Source organism: Pseudoalteromonas sp. S1608 (assembly GCF_005887265.1).
Lineage (GTDB): Bacteria > Pseudomonadota > Gammaproteobacteria > Enterobacterales > Alteromonadaceae > Pseudoalteromonas > Pseudoalteromonas undina.
Genome location: NZ_PNDK01000015.1, coordinates 133,713 through 150,089, shown reverse-complemented (window position 1 = coordinate 150,089; position 16,377 = coordinate 133,713). Strand labels below are relative to the sequence as shown.

Annotated in this window: 14 protein-coding genes; 7 read left to right on the top strand and 7 right to left on the bottom strand. The window is 40.2% G+C overall.

The features are described from left to right. Window positions 1–209 precede the first annotated feature (209 nt). Entirely contained in the window at window positions 210–1,679 is a 1,470-nt protein-coding gene (locus tag CWB75_RS08045) for a DNA recombination protein RmuC (protein WP_054201552.1), read from the top strand. Between the two features lie 104 nt (window positions 1,680–1,783). After that, entirely contained in the window at window positions 1,784–2,581 is a 798-nt protein-coding gene (locus CWB75_RS08040) for a DODA-type extradiol aromatic ring-opening family dioxygenase (RefSeq protein WP_138570356.1), read from the top strand. Between the two features lie 71 nt (window positions 2,582–2,652). Here CWB75_RS08040 and CWB75_RS08035 read toward each other — a convergent pair whose 3' ends face one another. Beyond that, a complete protein-coding gene (locus CWB75_RS08035) occupies window positions 2,653–3,516 on the bottom strand; it encodes an MBL fold metallo-hydrolase (RefSeq protein WP_171039106.1) in 864 nt (287 codons plus the stop codon). Between the two features lie 104 nt (window positions 3,517–3,620). Between CWB75_RS08035 and CWB75_RS08030 the strand changes: the two genes are divergently transcribed. Both CWB75_RS08030 and CWB75_RS08025 read left to right on the top strand, forming a co-directional pair. After that, window positions 3,621–4,508 carry a LysR family transcriptional regulator gene (locus CWB75_RS08030; RefSeq protein WP_138570354.1) on the top strand — a complete coding sequence of 296 codons (888 nt, stop codon included), beginning with the start codon at window positions 3,621–3,623 and terminating at the stop codon, window positions 4,506–4,508. 134 nt (window positions 4,509–4,642) lie between these two features. Next, on the top strand, window positions 4,643–6,979 hold the full coding sequence (locus CWB75_RS08025; RefSeq protein ID WP_138570353.1) for a S9 family peptidase: 2,337 nt from the start codon (window positions 4,643–4,645) through the stop codon (window positions 6,977–6,979). 225 nt (window positions 6,980–7,204) lie between these two features. Here CWB75_RS08025 and CWB75_RS08020 read toward each other — a convergent pair whose 3' ends face one another. The 3 genes from CWB75_RS08020 to CWB75_RS08010 all read right to left on the bottom strand — a co-directional run bounded on the left by CWB75_RS08020 (window position 7,205) and on the right by CWB75_RS08010 (window position 9,496). Further along, a complete protein-coding gene (locus CWB75_RS08020; protein WP_138570352.1) occupies window positions 7,205–8,473 on the bottom strand; it encodes a HipA domain-containing protein in 1,269 nt (422 codons plus the stop codon). Then, complete coding sequence (locus tag CWB75_RS08015) at window positions 8,466–8,753, bottom strand: helix-turn-helix domain-containing protein (RefSeq protein ID WP_075170146.1); 288 nt, start codon at window positions 8,751–8,753, stop codon at window positions 8,466–8,468. Before CWB75_RS08015 ends, CWB75_RS08020 begins: the two co-directional genes overlap by 8 nt. Before the next feature lie 431 nt (window positions 8,754–9,184). After that, window positions 9,185–9,496, bottom strand: coding sequence for a hypothetical protein (locus CWB75_RS08010; RefSeq protein WP_008110823.1), 312 nt, complete (start codon window positions 9,494–9,496; stop codon window positions 9,185–9,187). Window positions 9,497–9,605: 109 nt separating this feature from the next. Here CWB75_RS08010 and nhaR point away from each other — a divergent pair, with 109 nt between their 5' ends. Further along, on the top strand, window positions 9,606–10,499 hold the full coding sequence (gene nhaR, locus CWB75_RS08005) for a transcriptional activator NhaR (RefSeq protein ID WP_138570351.1): 894 nt from the start codon (window positions 9,606–9,608) through the stop codon (window positions 10,497–10,499). Window positions 10,500–10,662: 163 nt separating this feature from the next. Here nhaR and CWB75_RS08000 read toward each other — a convergent pair whose 3' ends face one another. Then, entirely contained in the window at window positions 10,663–11,472 is an 810-nt protein-coding gene (locus tag CWB75_RS08000) for a sulfite exporter TauE/SafE family protein (protein ID WP_138570350.1), read from the bottom strand. Between the two features lie 445 nt (window positions 11,473–11,917). Here CWB75_RS08000 and CWB75_RS07995 point away from each other — a divergent pair, with 445 nt between their 5' ends. Both CWB75_RS07995 and CWB75_RS07990 read left to right on the top strand, forming a co-directional pair. Further along, window positions 11,918–12,892 carry a DUF1852 domain-containing protein gene (locus tag CWB75_RS07995; RefSeq protein WP_138570349.1) on the top strand — a complete coding sequence of 325 codons (975 nt, stop codon included), beginning with the start codon at window positions 11,918–11,920 and terminating at the stop codon, window positions 12,890–12,892. A gap of 31 nt (window positions 12,893–12,923) precedes the next feature. Next, window positions 12,924–13,964, top strand: coding sequence for a methionine synthase (locus tag CWB75_RS07990; RefSeq protein ID WP_138570348.1), 1,041 nt, complete (start codon window positions 12,924–12,926; stop codon window positions 13,962–13,964). Between the two features lie 268 nt (window positions 13,965–14,232). Here the strand turns inward: CWB75_RS07990 and CWB75_RS07985 are convergent, their stop codons facing one another. Both CWB75_RS07985 and CWB75_RS07980 read right to left on the bottom strand, forming a co-directional pair. Continuing rightward, window positions 14,233–15,462 carry a HEPN domain-containing protein gene (locus CWB75_RS07985; protein WP_138570347.1) on the bottom strand — a complete coding sequence of 410 codons (1,230 nt, stop codon included), beginning with the start codon at window positions 15,460–15,462 and terminating at the stop codon, window positions 14,233–14,235. A gap of 98 nt (window positions 15,463–15,560) precedes the next feature. Further along, entirely contained in the window at window positions 15,561–16,085 is a 525-nt protein-coding gene (locus CWB75_RS07980) for a hypothetical protein (RefSeq protein WP_138570346.1), read from the bottom strand. Window positions 16,086–16,377 lie beyond the last annotated feature (292 nt).

The window sequence follows — 16,377 nt, the reverse complement described above, 5'->3', positions numbered from 1 at the left end:
ATTAATCGCTGGTTTTATTAATATTCTTGTATTTGATGTGTTGTTATACAAGTTTCATGTTGATTTCCCTGTTTGATTACTGATTAAGTAATATTGAGCCAGCTTTAATAGCTGGCTTTTTTTATGCGCTTAATTTAGTGCGTTACCCCTACTGCTAAAGAGCGTTATTCGTTATGATGGCATGTCACTAAATTTTAAAAGTTTATTTTATGTTTACTTCGTTTTTATCCCATTTAGATTGGTTAAGTGTAAGTGCTGGCGCTATAACAGGCATGGCTATTTGTGGTGTTGTATCAATGCAATTAAGCAAAAAAATAAAGCGCCAAGTAAATGAGCAACAACAACAGTTAATGTTATTACAAAGCCAGCATGAGCAAACACAAAGCCAATATGCCGCGTTGGTTGAAGAGCACGATTTATTAGGACTTACACATCAAGAGCAGCGGGATCAGTCTCAGCATTTTAAAACCCGTTTAACTGAGCAAGAAAAGCAAAGCCAACTTTATAATCAATATTGGCGTAAAGCCGAAGCCGAGCTAACCGCCCTGCGCGAGCAATACAATCTGCGCGATGTAGAGCTTAATAATATACGCACTACCCTTGAGCAAAAGCAGCAGCATTTTAGTGAACAACTCGCCCATATAGAGCAAAGTAAAGAAACGCTTAAAAAAGAATTTGAAAATTTAGCTAACCAAATATTAGAAGAAAAGTCGCAAAAATTTAAAACCCTCAATCAAGAAAGCATAGAGCAGTTACTTAAGCCGGTTCAAGGTGAGCTAAAAGGCTTTAGAGATAAAATGGAGTCTATTCACGTTGAAGACTTACAGCAACGTGCTGCACTTAAAACTGAGCTGCTGCATTTACAAGCTAAAAGCCAAGCAATTACCGAGCAGGCCGATAAGCTAAGCAATGCCTTACAAGGGCAAAAGAAAACCCAAGGTAATTGGGGCGAGTTAATGCTTGAAAACGTGCTTGATAGCGCAGGCCTGCGCGCTGGCACCGATTACAAGCGAGAAGTGTCGTTTAATACCGAAGACGGCCGTTTGCGCCCTGATGTTGTGGTGTATTTACCTCAAGGTCGCCACTTAGTGATTGATGCAAAAACATCGTTAAATGCCTACACCCGTTATGTAAATGCCGAAACAGAGCTTGAGTCTCAACAAGCGATTAAAGAGCATGTAAATGCCGTAACTGCCCGTATAAATGAGCTGGCCAGTAAATCGTATGACCGCCTACCAGGGATAAACTCGCCTGAGGTTGTTATTATGTTTGTACCCATAGAATCCGCCTTTGTAGAAGCACTTAAATACCAAAGCGATATTTACCAGCAAGCAATAGAAAAAAACATTTTGGTTGCTACCCCTACTACCCTGCTAACCAGTTTAAATATTGTTAAACAGTTATGGCGCTTTGAAGAGCAAACTAAATATTCAAAAGAGCTGGCTAATCGTGCTGAGCGTTTTTACAGTAAACTCAACGGCTTTTTAACTAGTATGGAAGGGGTGGGTAAACAGCTCGATAAAGCCAAAGAAACCTACGATAAAGCATTTTCTCAGTTATACCGTGGTAAAGGTAACTTAATTAAACAAGCCTCAGAATTTAAGGAGCTTGGTGTATCGGTGCAAAAAGAGTTACCTCAAGAAAGCGTTGAACGCGCTCACTTAGAGCTTGATGAATAAACACCGCACATAATTTTTGCGCACTGAGGTTGTGCGTTTATGTGGCTAGTTATTTACTGACGGCGCAGGCACTATAATAATATCTGTCCTTTAGGATTAACCACATGCAACGCCCAACCGTTTTTTTCATTTCACATGGTGGCGGCCCAATGCCATTACTAGGTGATGCCAACCATGCAGAAATGCGAGCCTGCTTAGAACAAGTTGCCGCTAAAATCCCAAAGCCTTCTGCTATCTTAATGGTCAGCGCACATTGGGAAGCTCAACCAATTAGTATAACGGCGCACTCTTCACCGCCGCTTATTTACGATTACTACGGTTTTCCTAAGCAGGCGTATCAATTAACTTACCCTTGTGCTGGCCAGCCGCAACTTGCTAATTTAGTACAGCAAGCGCTCGCAACACATAATATTGACTCAAAACTCGATTCACAGCGTGGCTACGATCACGGTATGTTTGTACCGTTAAAAATTATGTACCCAGAGGCCGATATTCCTTGTGTGCAAATATCCTTGCATCCAAGTCTTGATCCGCTGTTGCATGTTGAAATTGGTAAAGCGTTGCAACGTATTGATTACGGTAACTTATTAATTATAGGCTCAGGCTTTACCTTCCATAATATGCGCGCTTTTGGTGTTAACCAATCAAGCGATGTTAATCAGCAAAATCAGGCATTTGAAGATTGGCTGGTAAGCACAATCGCAGATCAAACATTAACCGAGCAGCAGCGTGAACAGCAATTATTAGCATGGCAGCAAGCTCCAGCTGCACGCTTTAATCACCCCAGAGAAGAGCACTTGTTACCACTACATGTATGCTATGGCGCTGCTATGTGTTCAAGCACTGAGGTATTTGAATTAAATATTGCCAATAAGCGAGCCAGTATGTATTTGTGGCAATAATAAAAAACACGCCAGACTTTACTAGGCGTGTTTTTGGTTCTTCTGCATTTATTGCAGCGGTTAAGCGGCAATTACCATTTCATTTCGCCTTTATGAACTTTAGCACCAATGCTAAGAGCCATAGGTAATACAGCCTCAGGGTATGAGTTGGTCATTTTATCTATCAGCAGCTTACTGCTATCACTACTTTGCTTAGCGTGTGCAAAATCCTTTAAATACTGGATTGAAAAATCAATATTTGCAGCATCTAATTGGGTGCCTGCTTTCATATGCCCTGGGATCACCACGTCAGGTTTAAGTGCTTTCATTTCATTGAGTTGTTTTGCCCAGGCATTTTGCTCTGCTTGAGTTTGCGCATCGGCCATCCATAAATGAACATTGGCGTATACAGCCACATTACCTAAAATAGCTTTGTTATCAGGTATCCATAAATAAGGACGATGATTATGCTCACCCTCTGTACCACGAATTTCAATAGTATGGCCTTCTATTTTTAAGCTATTACCATTAAATACCTCAGGAACAACGGGGTTTTTTGGGGCGTTTTCCCCCATTTTTGGCGTCCAGAAAGCAAGTTTACCTTTAAGCTTTGCTGCTATTTTTTGGTGCACTGCCGGTGTGGTTATAATCTTTGCGTCAGGAAAAAACTGCTGTAACACTTCAGCGCCAAAGTAGTAATCAGGATCGGCTTGGCTAATAAAAATAGTTTTTAGTTGTTTACCAGAGTCAATTACTTTGGCGGCAATGCGCAGTGCATCTGCTTTGGTAAATCCGGTATCAATTAAAATTGCATCGGTACGGCCATAAACCAGCGTGGCATTAACATGAAAGCTATTGCTGTCAGCGTTATACACATCAAGGGTTAGTGGGGTTTCGTCTGCAATAGCGATATTGCTGGCTAATAGTGTGCTTAGTAAAAGAGTGCGTAGGTTCATAGTATTCTCATCATTGGTTGCTAATGCGAGCATAATAAAGGTTTGATATGTTCAGAAAAACAACCAATAATTAGCATCATTGTTTCATAAATCGTGCAAATACTATGGATAAACTCACCGCAGCGCAGGTTTTTGTGGATGTTGCCTACTCAGGCAGTTTTACTGCCACTGCCGATCGGCTTGAAATGTCACGCCCTATGGTTACTCGTCATATTGAGTCGGCAGAGGCCTGGTTAAATACGCGCTTATTGCATCGCACTACCCGTAAAGTAACGCTTACCACCGCCGGCGAGGCCTGTTTACCCGAAATAGAGCAATGGTTAGCACAGGCTAACCGTTTAGTTGAACAAACAAAAAGCCAGCAACAGTTGTCAGGTAAAATACGAGTAGCGACCAGTATGTCGTTAGGTTTTGCGCAATTAGCCCCTATATTTACACGCTTTATGAAACGTCATCCTAACGTGCAAATAGACATAGATCTTGAAGACTCAACCACAGATCTAATAGAGCAACGTGTTGATTTGGCAATACGTATTGCAGCCAATCCTGATCCATCGTTAATAGGTAAACCTATTGCCGAGTGTGAATCTATATTAGTGGCCTCAGCCGACTACCTTGCTGATTATCCGCCAATAACGACACCACAACAGTTAAGCGCTCATCAGTGTTTAGGCTATAAAAACTTCGACCGATATATTTGGCATTTACACAACGGGGATGAGTTTCAATCTGTTGATGTTAAATGCAATTTAAGTGCAAACGAGGCCACCACATTACTTCATGCAGCCATAGCCGGTGGTGGTATTTCAGTACAGCCTACGTATTTGGCAAATCAATATATACTTGATGGTCGCTTGCAGCGTGTATTAGCGCCATGGACATTAAACCCAATGAAAATATATGTGCTTTACCCTTCTCGTCAGCATTTATCGGCAACAGTAAGAGCACTAATCGACACGCTCAGTGATGAATTTAAAAATCCAGCATGGTAATTAATTATAAAAGTTTGGGTTTAAACCATAGCTTTGTGCGTTAAGCATGCTGATATTGTGTAGGTTATTTTGTTACAGTAAATGTAATAAGCGCCTTAATCTATAAAGGTCAGCAGACCCAAGGAACAATAATAATGAATCTGATCAAAATATCGGGCTTGGCACTGGCCATTGTTGCGGGCTTAGGCTTGCAAGCATGTTCAAGTACCAGCATAACAACCAACAATAATGCAGCGATGAGCACCGTGAATAACCCATTAAGCCTAACGCAAATTTATAAAGATAAAGAATTTAAAACCCAGCGAAGCATTTACTTTAAGTGGCTAGACGATGGTACTGGCTACACTGTGCTTGAAGAGCGCGAAAGCGAAAAAGAAAAAGCAGACGATAACAACACCGATGACGAAAAAGAGCACGGCGTAAAAGGCAACGACATTGTATTTTACAATGCTGACGGCACAGGCCGTAAAGTATTGGTTGAGTTTGAAAAGCTGTTGCCAGAGGGCGCAGACGAGCCATTTGCAATCGAAAGCTATCAGTGGTCAAAAGACGGTAAATGGTTGATGGTATTTACCAACAGCGAGCAAGTTTGGCGTTCGCGCAGCAGAGGCGACTTTTGGTTACTTAACCTTGAGACAAACCAATTACAGCAATTAGGTGGTAAAGACGTTGAGCCAACTAAGTTAATGTTTGCTAAGTTCTCGCCAGATAGCTCAAAAGTGGCTTACGTACGCGACAACAATATTTATATGCAAGCGGTTGGTAGTCACGATGTAACTGCGCTCACAACCGATGGCAGTGCCACCATTGTTAACGGTAATTTTGATTGGGTATACGAAGAAGAGTTTACTATTGCCGATGGTTTTCGTTGGAGCCCCGACAACAAATCAATCGCCTATTGGCAGCTTGATACCAGTGACGTTAAATTTTTCACTATGATCAACAACACTGACGAACTGTACCCTACCCTAAAAGAATTCCCTTATCCTAAAGCCGGTGAAACCAACTCTGCCGTGCGTGTTGGTGTGGTAAGCCTTAGCGACAAACAAACCCGTTGGGCTGAGCTTGAAGGCGATAACCGCGACCGTTATATTCCGCGTATTAGCTGGGCAGGCACCGGTAATGAATTAATGATTCAAGACTTAAACCGCCCACAAAGCCATAACAAAGTGTGGTTGTTTGATTGGCAAAAGCAGCAACTGACTAAAATTTTAGAAGACAAAGACGATGCGTTTATCGAATGGTTTTATAAAGCCAACTGGTCAAAAGACGGTGAGTTTTTTATTTGGCATAGCGAACGCGACGGTTGGCGTCATCTTTACCGTGTATCGCGCGATGGCAAAACTATTATCGACCTAACCCCAGGCGATTACGACATTATTGATATGCTGAGCATCAATGAAGACAAAAACATAATGTATTTTATTGCTTCGCCAAACGATCCTGGTCAGCGTTATTTATACAGCACACCGCTTGATGGCAGCAGCAAACCGGTACGGGTAACACCTGCTGAGTTTGAAGGCTCAAACAGCTACTACATGTCAAAAGATGCCTCGTGGGCAATGCATACTTACTCAAAATTTGGTACGCCACCGACTAAAGAGATTATTAAAGTGGCAGATCATAGTAATGTAAAAACCTTAGTTGAAAATACAAAGCTTAAACAAAAACTGGCTGAACAAAGCTTACCAAAGCATGAGTTTTTTAAAGTAAACGCGCAAGATGGCACCGAGCTTGACGGCTACATTATGTTCCCAGAGAACATGGATAAAAGTAAAAAATACCCAATTGTGTTTTACGTATACGGCGAACCATGGGGTTCAACCGTGCAAGACCGCTGGGAAGGTAACAGTTACTTATATAAATCGTTACTAACGCAAAAAGGCTTTATTGTGGCATCGGTTGATAATCGTGGTACACGTGCACCAAAAGGCCGCGATTGGCGTAAATCAATTTATAAAAAAATTGGCTCAATTACCGTGCAAGATCAAGTTGATGCGCTAGATGCGATGGCCAAACGTTGGGATGTAATCGACACCGACCGTGTTGGCGTGTGGGGCCATTCAGGTGGCGGTAGTTCAACCCTTAACTTACTGTTCCGCCACGGTGATAAATTTAAAGTGGGCATTGCCTCAGCACCGGTGCCAGATATACGTTTGTACGACACCATTTACCAAGAGCGTTATGCGGGCAACCCAAACACCGATCCTGAGAGTTACGATAACACCTCGCCTATTACCTTTGCTAAAAACCTAACCGGTAAGCTATTGCTTATTCACGGCACAGGCGATGATAACGTGCATTATCAAGGCTCTGAGCGCTTAATTGACGAACTCGTTAAGCACAACAAACAGTTTGAGTTTTTCTCATACCCTAACCGCTCACACAGCTTGCGCGAAGGTAAAGGCACCACTTTGCATTACCATACTATGATGGCTGACTTTTTTGAAAAGCACTTACTAAACAAGTAATCGCTTTAAAAAATAAAATACTAAAGCCGCACACTAATAATTAGTGTGCGGCTTTTTTAATCAAAATGTAACGGGGGTTTACAGCTGGGTGTAAAGGTTTTGTTTGAAGTACAACAGCCCCCAACACTAACTATAGAAAGTCCATACTTAATGAAAAGTTATTTATCGAAACGGGCTAAAACGTTGTGTTCATGAGGAACTTTTATTAATCCTCATTCCCTTGCTTTAACTCAGCCGCCCAATCATTTCTTTAACCACTAAAAACTGCACTTGTCTTAACATTCTTAATTCCGCTGCGCGTACATCCGCAGATGGCATATTCACAAGTTCTTGGTATAAGTTGCTAAATTCACTCTCTATATTATTTACAAAATAACTTAGTTGCTTTACTGCGGCAGAGTTTGGAATACCGAGCTCTTTTGCAAAAGCGATTACATCTGCTTTAGTAACATCACAAAAACGTTTTTTATCATTGATAGGAACGGATAAGGCTTCTTCTAGAGGGTTACCACCTTCTGAAACATAAATAATGGTGCTTAATAAATCATAAAACGGTGTTATTTGCGCAGATCCGTTTTCGTAATAGAAGCTAATATTTTTTAAATGCGCATCCCCATTCCCGACTAATAAATTATAAATCACCCATTGATATAACTTGATGGCCGTTGCCGCTTTAGGCCGTACGTTATTGAGTATTTTTTGGTATGTTTCAACCGTTGATGCAGAATATTTGGAGTGTCTGCTATAACTTAACAACTGGCAACTATCTATAATATGCTTACGCTCTTGATCAGGATAACTTCCTGCACGGTCAAAGCGCTCAACCAAATAGGCTGGCTCGGGTGTATAAATGAGCTGCACATTGGGTACATCTATTCCTAGGCGCTTGGCTAGTTTCATCATAAACCATTCATTGCATGTCGTTTGCCAATATTGGTCTGGCTCAGAATGATCTGGTTTAAGTATATGAGTTGAAGGTGTGCCTTCATTTCCTTCAAATAATTCATCGCCGAGCTTAATAACTAGCATTTTATGCTGCGCGCCAGCAAGTGACATACGGCTACTTTGGCGGATATTTAAAGGTGCTCTGGGTAAGTTTTTAATTCGCCTAGATAGCTCGGCAAAAGATAACGGTATTGCACTAGGGCTTGGAAAATCGACATGCTCTGGTAATAGCGTTAAAGCACCAGCAGACTCAATGCCGGATGCAGTAAGTAGAGCAAATGAATCTTCATGATCCACTTTCACTTCTTTCGCTAATAACTCACGTGCATTTTCTTCTGGCAGTAAATTATCAAAAAACTGCTGCACAGGCCGCGTAGTACCAGAATCAAGAATGATTTGCTCTTGTAATGGAATACTAGGAGTTATTGCAAATTTATTAGCTGAGTTAAGCCAATCTTGATCGTATTTAAAAGACCAAAAACCATTACTATCTTGTAACTGGCCCATGAGCTGTTTGCCAGCATAAACATTAAGTGATCTATTATTCATGCTCAGCCACCATGTTCTGGATTTGCATTAGTAATTTACTTTTAGCCTTTTCATCATGTTGAGGTATCACCACATCTATTTTTACTTCTAAGCCTAAAGCTTCCATTAAATCGAACGCGCGGCCAATTGATAACGAGCCTGTGCCATTTTCAAAGTCACTCACTGTATTAATACTAATACCAGAGAAATCTCCCGCAGTTTTTTGATCAAGCTTTTGGCTTTTCCTCACTATACTTGCCAATTTACCTAATTGTTTTGCTGACTTTATCGTGACTTCCATAACCCATCCAAAATTCACAGTGTTTTGTGAATAATAGTAAAAATAGTACAGGAAAGCTAATGATTCACAATATTTTGTGAATTATTATGAAGGTTAACTCACTAAAGGATAAATTCACAGTATTTTGTGAATTAGTAAATTAATAGGCATGAACCTAATAAATTCACAATAAACTATGAATTTAGGTAATTGAAAATTTCACTCTCTTTTTAATCAAAATGGTGCGGGGGTTTACAATTGAGGTCAAAGGTTAAAGGAACAAGGTCAAAGAATTTTAGTTACGGTAAGTTGGGTATAGTCCAACAAAACCCAACAAGGAAATACTGCTCAATAGGTAATAATTGAATCTTTTAATACTAAACATGGCTTGGAATTAGAGTCGTATTAAAAGAGTAGCATCCATGCCACTGCAAGTGCGATATTAATAAAAACTAAGAGCTTGGTTGCGAAGGTTGATACTTATTAACGAGAATGTGCTGCAAACTTTTAAGTGCCCGCTTTATCGCTTGCAGCATACTTCTTCCCTTTGTATTTACATTAATACTGGGTAGCCCAGGCAAAAGAATATTAATTTTGCATTGCTGCAAAGTGCCGTGGCGCTCACTCGAAAGATCATTTATTTGAATCTCTACTTTACGAATATTTAAAGCATGTTTTGCCAATTGGCTTTTTATCAACTTCAAAAGCGACATCTTTTCACTTGCGTTAATTATCTTGTTTTTAACTGTAAGTTTTAGCTTCATGCAATTACACCTTTTAATAGTAACTATGTTGCAGGCATGACTGTAATCTACTAACTTAGTGGCAAAGGAAAAAGCTGATTATTTCTTACTTTAAAACAGGTATTTTCGAATGATTACCAACATTAACTACAATCACTTATATTATTTTTGGCAGGTAAGTAAGCACGGCAGTATTGCAGCGGCGAGTAAAATACTTAATTTAACGCCGCAAACGGTCAGCTCACAAATTACTAACTTAGAGCAACGATTAGGAAACCCACTGTTTGTTCGCCAAGGCCGAGGCCTACAGTTAACGGAATTTGGCCATGTAACCCAGCAATACACCAATGATATGTTTGCTATTGCCCATGAATGGCTAGAAACCACGCAAGGTGATACCACGCAATATTCACGAACGTTAAAGGTGGGTATTTCAGACGTGTTGCCTAAATCACTGGTGTCGAAGTGGCTAGCGCCTTTAATTAATAACGACCGTATTACCAACTTGCACTGTATTGACGGCCAACAAGATGAACTGCTTGCACAAATGGCGATTCATAAGCTCGATTTAGTGTTAGCTGATAAACCACTCGATACTAATTTGCCATTTAAGGCGTTTTGCCATGAAATAGGTAAAAGCCAAATCGCTCTTTTTGGTAACGAAACATGGCATTCGCAACTACATAAGCAGTTTCCGCAGTCTTTAAACAACAAGCCTTTAGTGCTCCCCGCAAAAGAAAGCCCCGTCGCGCGTGCTATTTATTATTGGCTGCAAGAGCAAGATATTGAAATGACAATAGCTGGCCATGTTGACGACAGCGCATTAATGAAGTCGTTAGGTGAGCAAGGGTTTGGGATATTCCCTGCGCCTATTTTGGTAAGAGCCGAAGTGGAGCGCCATTACGGCGTAAATTACATTGGTACAATCGATAATGTTTATCAGCATTATTATGCCTTTACGCCCGACAGGCTCATTAAAGACAGTATTTATGATGAATTTATAAAGCATGCGCAAATGACGTAGATTTTAGTTAATCGTTTTAAGATTGACGGGCGTCGGGGTGCGGGTTACGGGGGGGCTAAAAGCTATTATTTAACCTCGACGCGGGGTGAACCCGCTGCTACTAGTAGCTAATACGGTAGCAGCGGCTTTATGCCGCGTCTTTTTAAGGCTCATATAAATGCTCTTATCGAGTAAACATATTGATTGCCATTACAATTAATAAGCCGGCAAATATTTTCTTTATGGTTGAAACTGGCAAATAATGGGTGGCTTTAGCGCCGAGCGGTGCAGTAAACCATGAGGTGCATACAATACCCAATAAAGCGGGCAAATATACAAAGCCTGCAAATCCTTCTTTTAGGCTAAATAACTGGCTGCCTGAACTGATATAACCCATTGAACCAAACAGGGCTATCACAATGCCTGAGGCCGAGGCGCAGCCAATGGCTTTTTTCATATCAACAGAAAAAAACGTCAGTAACGGCACTAATACTGCCCCGCCGCCAATACCTATCATGGCAGACAAGCCACCGGTTATGGTCGTATAAACACTCAGTAGTCCTTTATTTGGCAACGGGCGCTCTATTGTTGAATCATTCTTACCTGAAAAAATCATTTTTAATGCAATTAACACCACACTTACAGCAAATACTAAACGCACTACATGCTCAGGTAACAGCGCGGCCATAAAGCCACTAATGAGCGCGCCAAAGGCAACGCCCGCCATCACCCAAGGTGCAATATCCCACGGTACATTGCCATTTTTATGATGCGCAATAGCCGACGAGGTCGAGGTAAATAAAATAGAGGCCAGCGAAGTCGCAATGGCAACCACCACTACTTGTTCAGGTGGCAAAGCATTAAAGTGCAGTAATATCATGCTGAGTATGGGCACAATCACCAGCCCGCCCCCTATTCCTAATAAGCCAGCTAAAAAACCAACACCGCTACCTAATATGGCGCAGTATATAATTAACACTATTAAATCACTCATTCCTTTTATCTCTTCTTATGTTGTGGAAAGTTCTGCGACGGCGAGCTGCTTAATAAAGCGCTTAAGCTCACCTAAGTTTATTCGAGTATATCAACAACCGTTTATGCAAATTGGACTTTAAGTACTTATGAGCATTGAATAATACTCACGTTTTGTATGAATAAATCACAACACCCGTAAAAACATCTAGAAATCCAGACTTCTAAAATGGGTTTTGTCTGAGTGGGAGCGTCTACTAGCCTAATTTATTCATCCAACTTAGTAAGAGAGTGAATCTGGCTCATGTTTTACCTGAAATAATACCGTTTTTCTTCATGCTACATAGCGCGTATAAATTTATTAACTCTGCAAAGCACCATTACAGTTATCCCGTTAGTTTGGTTTTAACAGCAAGTAATGTGTCATTCATAAAAGCAGTAACAACTCAAATTGAAAGGATACGGCTATGAGCACTGATCTTACATTTACTATTAAAAGCACTAACTTGGATGAAAACTACCATCCATCAAATAACACACGTATTACGACCAATTTCGCTAATTTAGCAAGGGGTGAAAGCCGCCAACAAAACCTGCGTAATACCCTAAAAATGATCAACAATCGTTTTAATGCACTGGCCAGTTGGGATAACCCACAAGGGGATCGTTACGAGGTTGAGCTCAAGATCATTTCGGTCGATTTAGACATTGCAGGCAGTGGCCAGGCATTTCCGTCAATTGAGGTATTAAAAACCAATATTATTGACCGCGAAACCAACGAGCGAATTGAAGGCATGGTGGGTAATAACTTTTCATCGTATGTGCGCGACTACGACTTTAGCGTGTTATTGCTTGAGCATAACAAAAGCAAACCGCAATTTAGTATCCCTGATAATTTTGGTGACTTACACGGCAAGTTGTTTAAATGCTTTGTAAACTCAAATACCTATAAACAGCACTTTAAAAAGCCACCGGTTATTTGTTTAAGCGTATCTGATAACAAAACCTATCAGCAAACCGAAAATCTACACCCTATTTTAGGCGTAGAGTATCAGCCTAATGAGTCGTCGTTAACAGAGCAATATTTTAAAAAAATGGGCTTACAAGTGCGCTACTTTATGCCACCAAATAGCGTTGCGCCGTTAGCGTTTTACTTTTTTGGTGACCTACTTAACGACTACAGCAACCTTGAACTAATTAGCACCATCAGCACCATGGAAACGTTTCAAAAAATTTATCGTCCAGAAATTTATAACGCCAACGCCGCCGCTGGTAGCCGTTATAAACCGAATTTAAAAAATGACGATCATTCATTAACGCAAATTGTGTATGACCGCGCAGAGCGAGGTCAATTAGCGGTTGAGCAAGGCAAATTTACCGAGCAGCACTTTATTAAGCCTTATCAGTCAGTATTGCAGCAATTCTCGGCAAGTATCGCTTAATCACACAACAAAATTAAAGGCAGCATTTATTATGAAAAAACTATTACCCACTTCATCAGCAGGCAGTTTGCCAAAACCGTCATGGCTTGCTGAGCCCGGAACCTTATGGTCACCGTGGAAATTACAAGGTAGCGAGTTGGTAGATGGCAAACACGACGCCCTGCGTATTTCCCTGCACGAGCAACAAACTGCAGGCGTAGATATAGTCAGCGATGGCGAACAAACTCGCCAGCACTTTGTAACCACCTTTATTGAACACTTAAATGGCGTTGATTTTGAAAACCGTAAAACAGTTAAAATTCGCGACCGTTACGACGCCAGCGTACCCACAGTGGTTGGCCCTGTGTCTCGTACTAAATCGGTATTTGTTGAAGACGCCAAGTTTTTACGCCAGCAAACCAGCCAACCAATTAAATGGGCACTGCCTGGGCCAATGACCATGATCGACACCCTGTATGACGATCACTATAAAAGCCGTGAAAAACTAGCATGGGAATTTGCTAAAATACTCAACCAAGAAGCCAAAGAGCTAGAAGCCGCTGGGGTTGATATAATTCAATTTGATGAACCCGCTTTTAACGTGTTTTTTGACGAGGTGAACGACTGGGGCATAGCCTGCCTAGAGCGAGCTATAGAAGGGTTAAAATGCGAAACCGCCGTGCATATTTGCTACGGCTACGGCATTAAAGCCAACACCGATTGGAAGAAAACCCTTGGTACCGAGTGGCGACAATACGAAGAAGTATTTCCTAAGCTGCAAAAATCGAATATTGATATTATTTCGCTAGAATGCCAAAACTCACATGTACCTATAGAGTTATTAGAACTGGTGCGCGGTAAAAAAATAATGGTGGGCGCAATCGATGTAGCCACCAATACTATAGAAACACCCGAAGAGGTGGCAAACACCCTACGCGAAGCACTTAAATATGTAGATGCCGACAAACTCTACCCATGCACCAACTGCGGCATGGCCCCCCTGCCCCGCAATATTGCGAACGGTAAGCTCAACGCCCTAAGCAAAGGCGCAGAGTTAGTACGTAACGAACTATTAGCAGCAAATGTCGCTTAATTTTATTTGCGCCTATTTTAAAAAGCCACACCTTAAAAAATATTTAGGTGTGGCTTTTTTAATCAAAATGTCATGGGGGTTTACAGTTGAAATGCAAGGTTAAAGGCAAAAGGTGCTAGGGGAAAGGTTTTAAGTTTGTTGAATATTGGTTGGGTTAAGTGCAATAGAGCCTATTAATAAATAATGTTATGTGAAGTCAAGCCTTGCTTCTTTTGAATTTTTAGGTTTAAGCCGCAATGCGGCTAGAATCATGTGAACCTACTATATTTTATGGCCTGTAGTTTTCTACAATATGAATTAATTCTGACTTAATTCTATCTAGCATACCAAGATAATCGTAAAATGAATTTTCACTAATTTTCAGATCAGAGTGATGAACAACAGCATTTCTAAGAGCATTTAGCTCAAAAATATTAGGACCAAACTCCTTTGGAAGAACCCCTTTAGCGATCATCGGTTTTACAAGAGCTCTCGCGTTCATCATCTGCTTTTTATTCAGGTAAAAATCCTCATCTCCATTTAATGACATACTATAGAGATGCACAAGCAGCTCCTGAACCATATTCCAACTTCGAATGAATTCACCATAAAGTGAATTCATGCTGCTTGCGATATTCTCAGCAACATCTTCTTTTTGCTCTTCTGACACGTGAACTTTATCTAGGTTTTCTATAGCTTGAGTAATTTTATCTTTAACTTCTTTAGTTACCCGGCATATTTCATCATAATCATCAGCGCTTAAAAATTTATTGTGAGCAACCATGCACCGTAATTCATATAGCTTTTCCCATCTTGTTTGTAGGTACTCGCTTTTGCAATCCACTATCGGAGAGAAATATCGCTCCCAGTTTGATTGTGGAACAAGCTCCTGTAGCTCGGTTAGTTCAAGTTCGTTTATATCTTTTACAGTTCCAAGTTTTTCAACTAGCTTTCTCGAATTTGCAGTTGAGTATTCCTTAAATAAGAAGTTGGATAATTGTATAAAATCTGCTTCATAAAGGTAGTTCTGAGATGTACTCGATTTTTTGGTTTTGATCGATTCTGAAACTTCTTTAGGGACTGCATCCTTTGTCCAAGCTAGCCCAATTGTTGTTAGCATAAACTTAGTTATTAGCTTGCGCATCATGTTTTCTATTTCATGTACAGCCGGATAGGCTTTATTTGCTAATTCACTACTTAAATCATCCCAGAGAATCTCTGGCGGTTTTTCACTAGCCTTTGTTAATAATGTTCTCACTGACTTAAGCAGTAGCTTGAACTTGTCCAAATTTGCTTTGTTTTTACACTTTAGCTTTATGTGAAAAAAACGCTGACTATCTTCCTGAATTTCACCAAACTGCACGTCATACTCAAATTTAGTCCCTTCAAAGTCAATTTTATTCCCGTTAATACTGACATTGTCATATGACTGAAGAAGGTTATTAAACGAAGAGATTGACTTACAAAAGGTCTCTTTGGAGTTAATGACGGACAGATATTCTACTTTGTAATTATTCATATTTACCCATATATTCTACTCACGCCAATCCTGAATGAGAGAGGGAGCGCTCAATAACGTGTGAACAACAAAATATTAAACTTAACCTAAGTTTAGCTTTATCTGTGACCGTTGTATGAAACATTATCATTGTATATCCCAATATCTTTACGCATTTCAGACAAAAATGCCAAAGCTTTATCTCTAAAGACATAAAAGGAGTAATCTTCGTTTTCTAGTGAATCGTAGATATAATCGTTCATATTAGTGAATGCATGAAACACTGGTTGAGGTGCAAACAAAGCTAGCTGAGCTGTTATGTACAACCTTTGACGATCAAATTGATTTACATGCTGTTGAGTTAAGCCGTTTTTGCTAAGTAATGCGATAAGTTCAATTAATGGATTAGATACAATTTTATATAGATCTAATTTTTGTTGATAGTTAAGGCTATCTTTTTGCATTAGAGAATCAAGTTGAGCTTTATATTTAGATAACTCCTTATCATGTTGTTGTTTCTCATTTTGTAAGATACGTTTTGCCCATATCTTTCCGAGAAAACTTGAAAGAGCGAAAGTAATAATTGTACCTCCACCGATAGATATTAATACAGCTTGCGCTACTTCAAATGCTACTGTACTCAATGAATTCTCCTTGTAATGCTAACGTCCGCAAGATCGCTAAAGTTGGAACGCAGCTGAATTTTTATCAGAGTAATCGCGATTGTTATACATTTTATCTCTCGGTAATTTTACTTCTAATTGTGCATTAATGTCGTATACAGAAAGTCTATTTGAGAATAATTTTACTTTTATGACATCTTCAGCATATTCTTGTTTATCAAATACTTTGGTGATGAAAAATATAGTTATACTCACCGGCTTTGTAGTGAGGGTGTAGTTGGAACTGCAAAGCCGTCGCTGTGACTACAATTAT

Excerpts from the sequence above, each read along its gene's own strand:
- CWB75_RS07985 (WP_138570347.1), bottom strand. The coding sequence starts at position 15,462 with ATGAATAATTACAAAGTAGAATATCTGTCCGTCATTAACTCCAAAGAG.
- CWB75_RS08010 (WP_008110823.1), bottom strand. The coding sequence starts at position 9,496 with ATGAAGCTAAAACTTACAGTTAAAAACAAGATAATTAACGCAAGTGAA.
- CWB75_RS07995 (WP_138570349.1), top strand. The coding sequence starts at position 11,918 with ATGAGCACTGATCTTACATTTACTATTAAAAGCACTAACTTGGATGAA.
- CWB75_RS08025 (WP_138570353.1), top strand. The coding sequence starts at position 4,643 with ATGAATCTGATCAAAATATCGGGCTTGGCACTGGCCATTGTTGCGGGC.
- CWB75_RS08000 (WP_138570350.1), bottom strand. The coding sequence starts at position 11,472 with ATGAGTGATTTAATAGTGTTAATTATATACTGCGCCATATTAGGTAGC.
- CWB75_RS08035 (WP_171039106.1), bottom strand. The coding sequence starts at position 3,516 with ATGAACCTACGCACTCTTTTACTAAGCACACTATTAGCCAGCAATATC.
- CWB75_RS08045 (WP_054201552.1), top strand. The coding sequence starts at position 210 with ATGTTTACTTCGTTTTTATCCCATTTAGATTGGTTAAGTGTAAGTGCT.
- CWB75_RS08040 (WP_138570356.1), top strand. The coding sequence starts at position 1,784 with ATGCAACGCCCAACCGTTTTTTTCATTTCACATGGTGGCGGCCCAATG.
- nhaR (WP_138570351.1), top strand. The coding sequence starts at position 9,606 with ATGATTACCAACATTAACTACAATCACTTATATTATTTTTGGCAGGTA.
- CWB75_RS08020 (WP_138570352.1), bottom strand. The coding sequence starts at position 8,473 with ATGAATAATAGATCACTTAATGTTTATGCTGGCAAACAGCTCATGGGC.
- CWB75_RS07990 (WP_138570348.1), top strand. The coding sequence starts at position 12,924 with ATGAAAAAACTATTACCCACTTCATCAGCAGGCAGTTTGCCAAAACCG.
- CWB75_RS08015 (WP_075170146.1), bottom strand. The coding sequence starts at position 8,753 with ATGGAAGTCACGATAAAGTCAGCAAAACAATTAGGTAAATTGGCAAGT.
- CWB75_RS08030 (WP_138570354.1), top strand. The coding sequence starts at position 3,621 with ATGGATAAACTCACCGCAGCGCAGGTTTTTGTGGATGTTGCCTACTCA.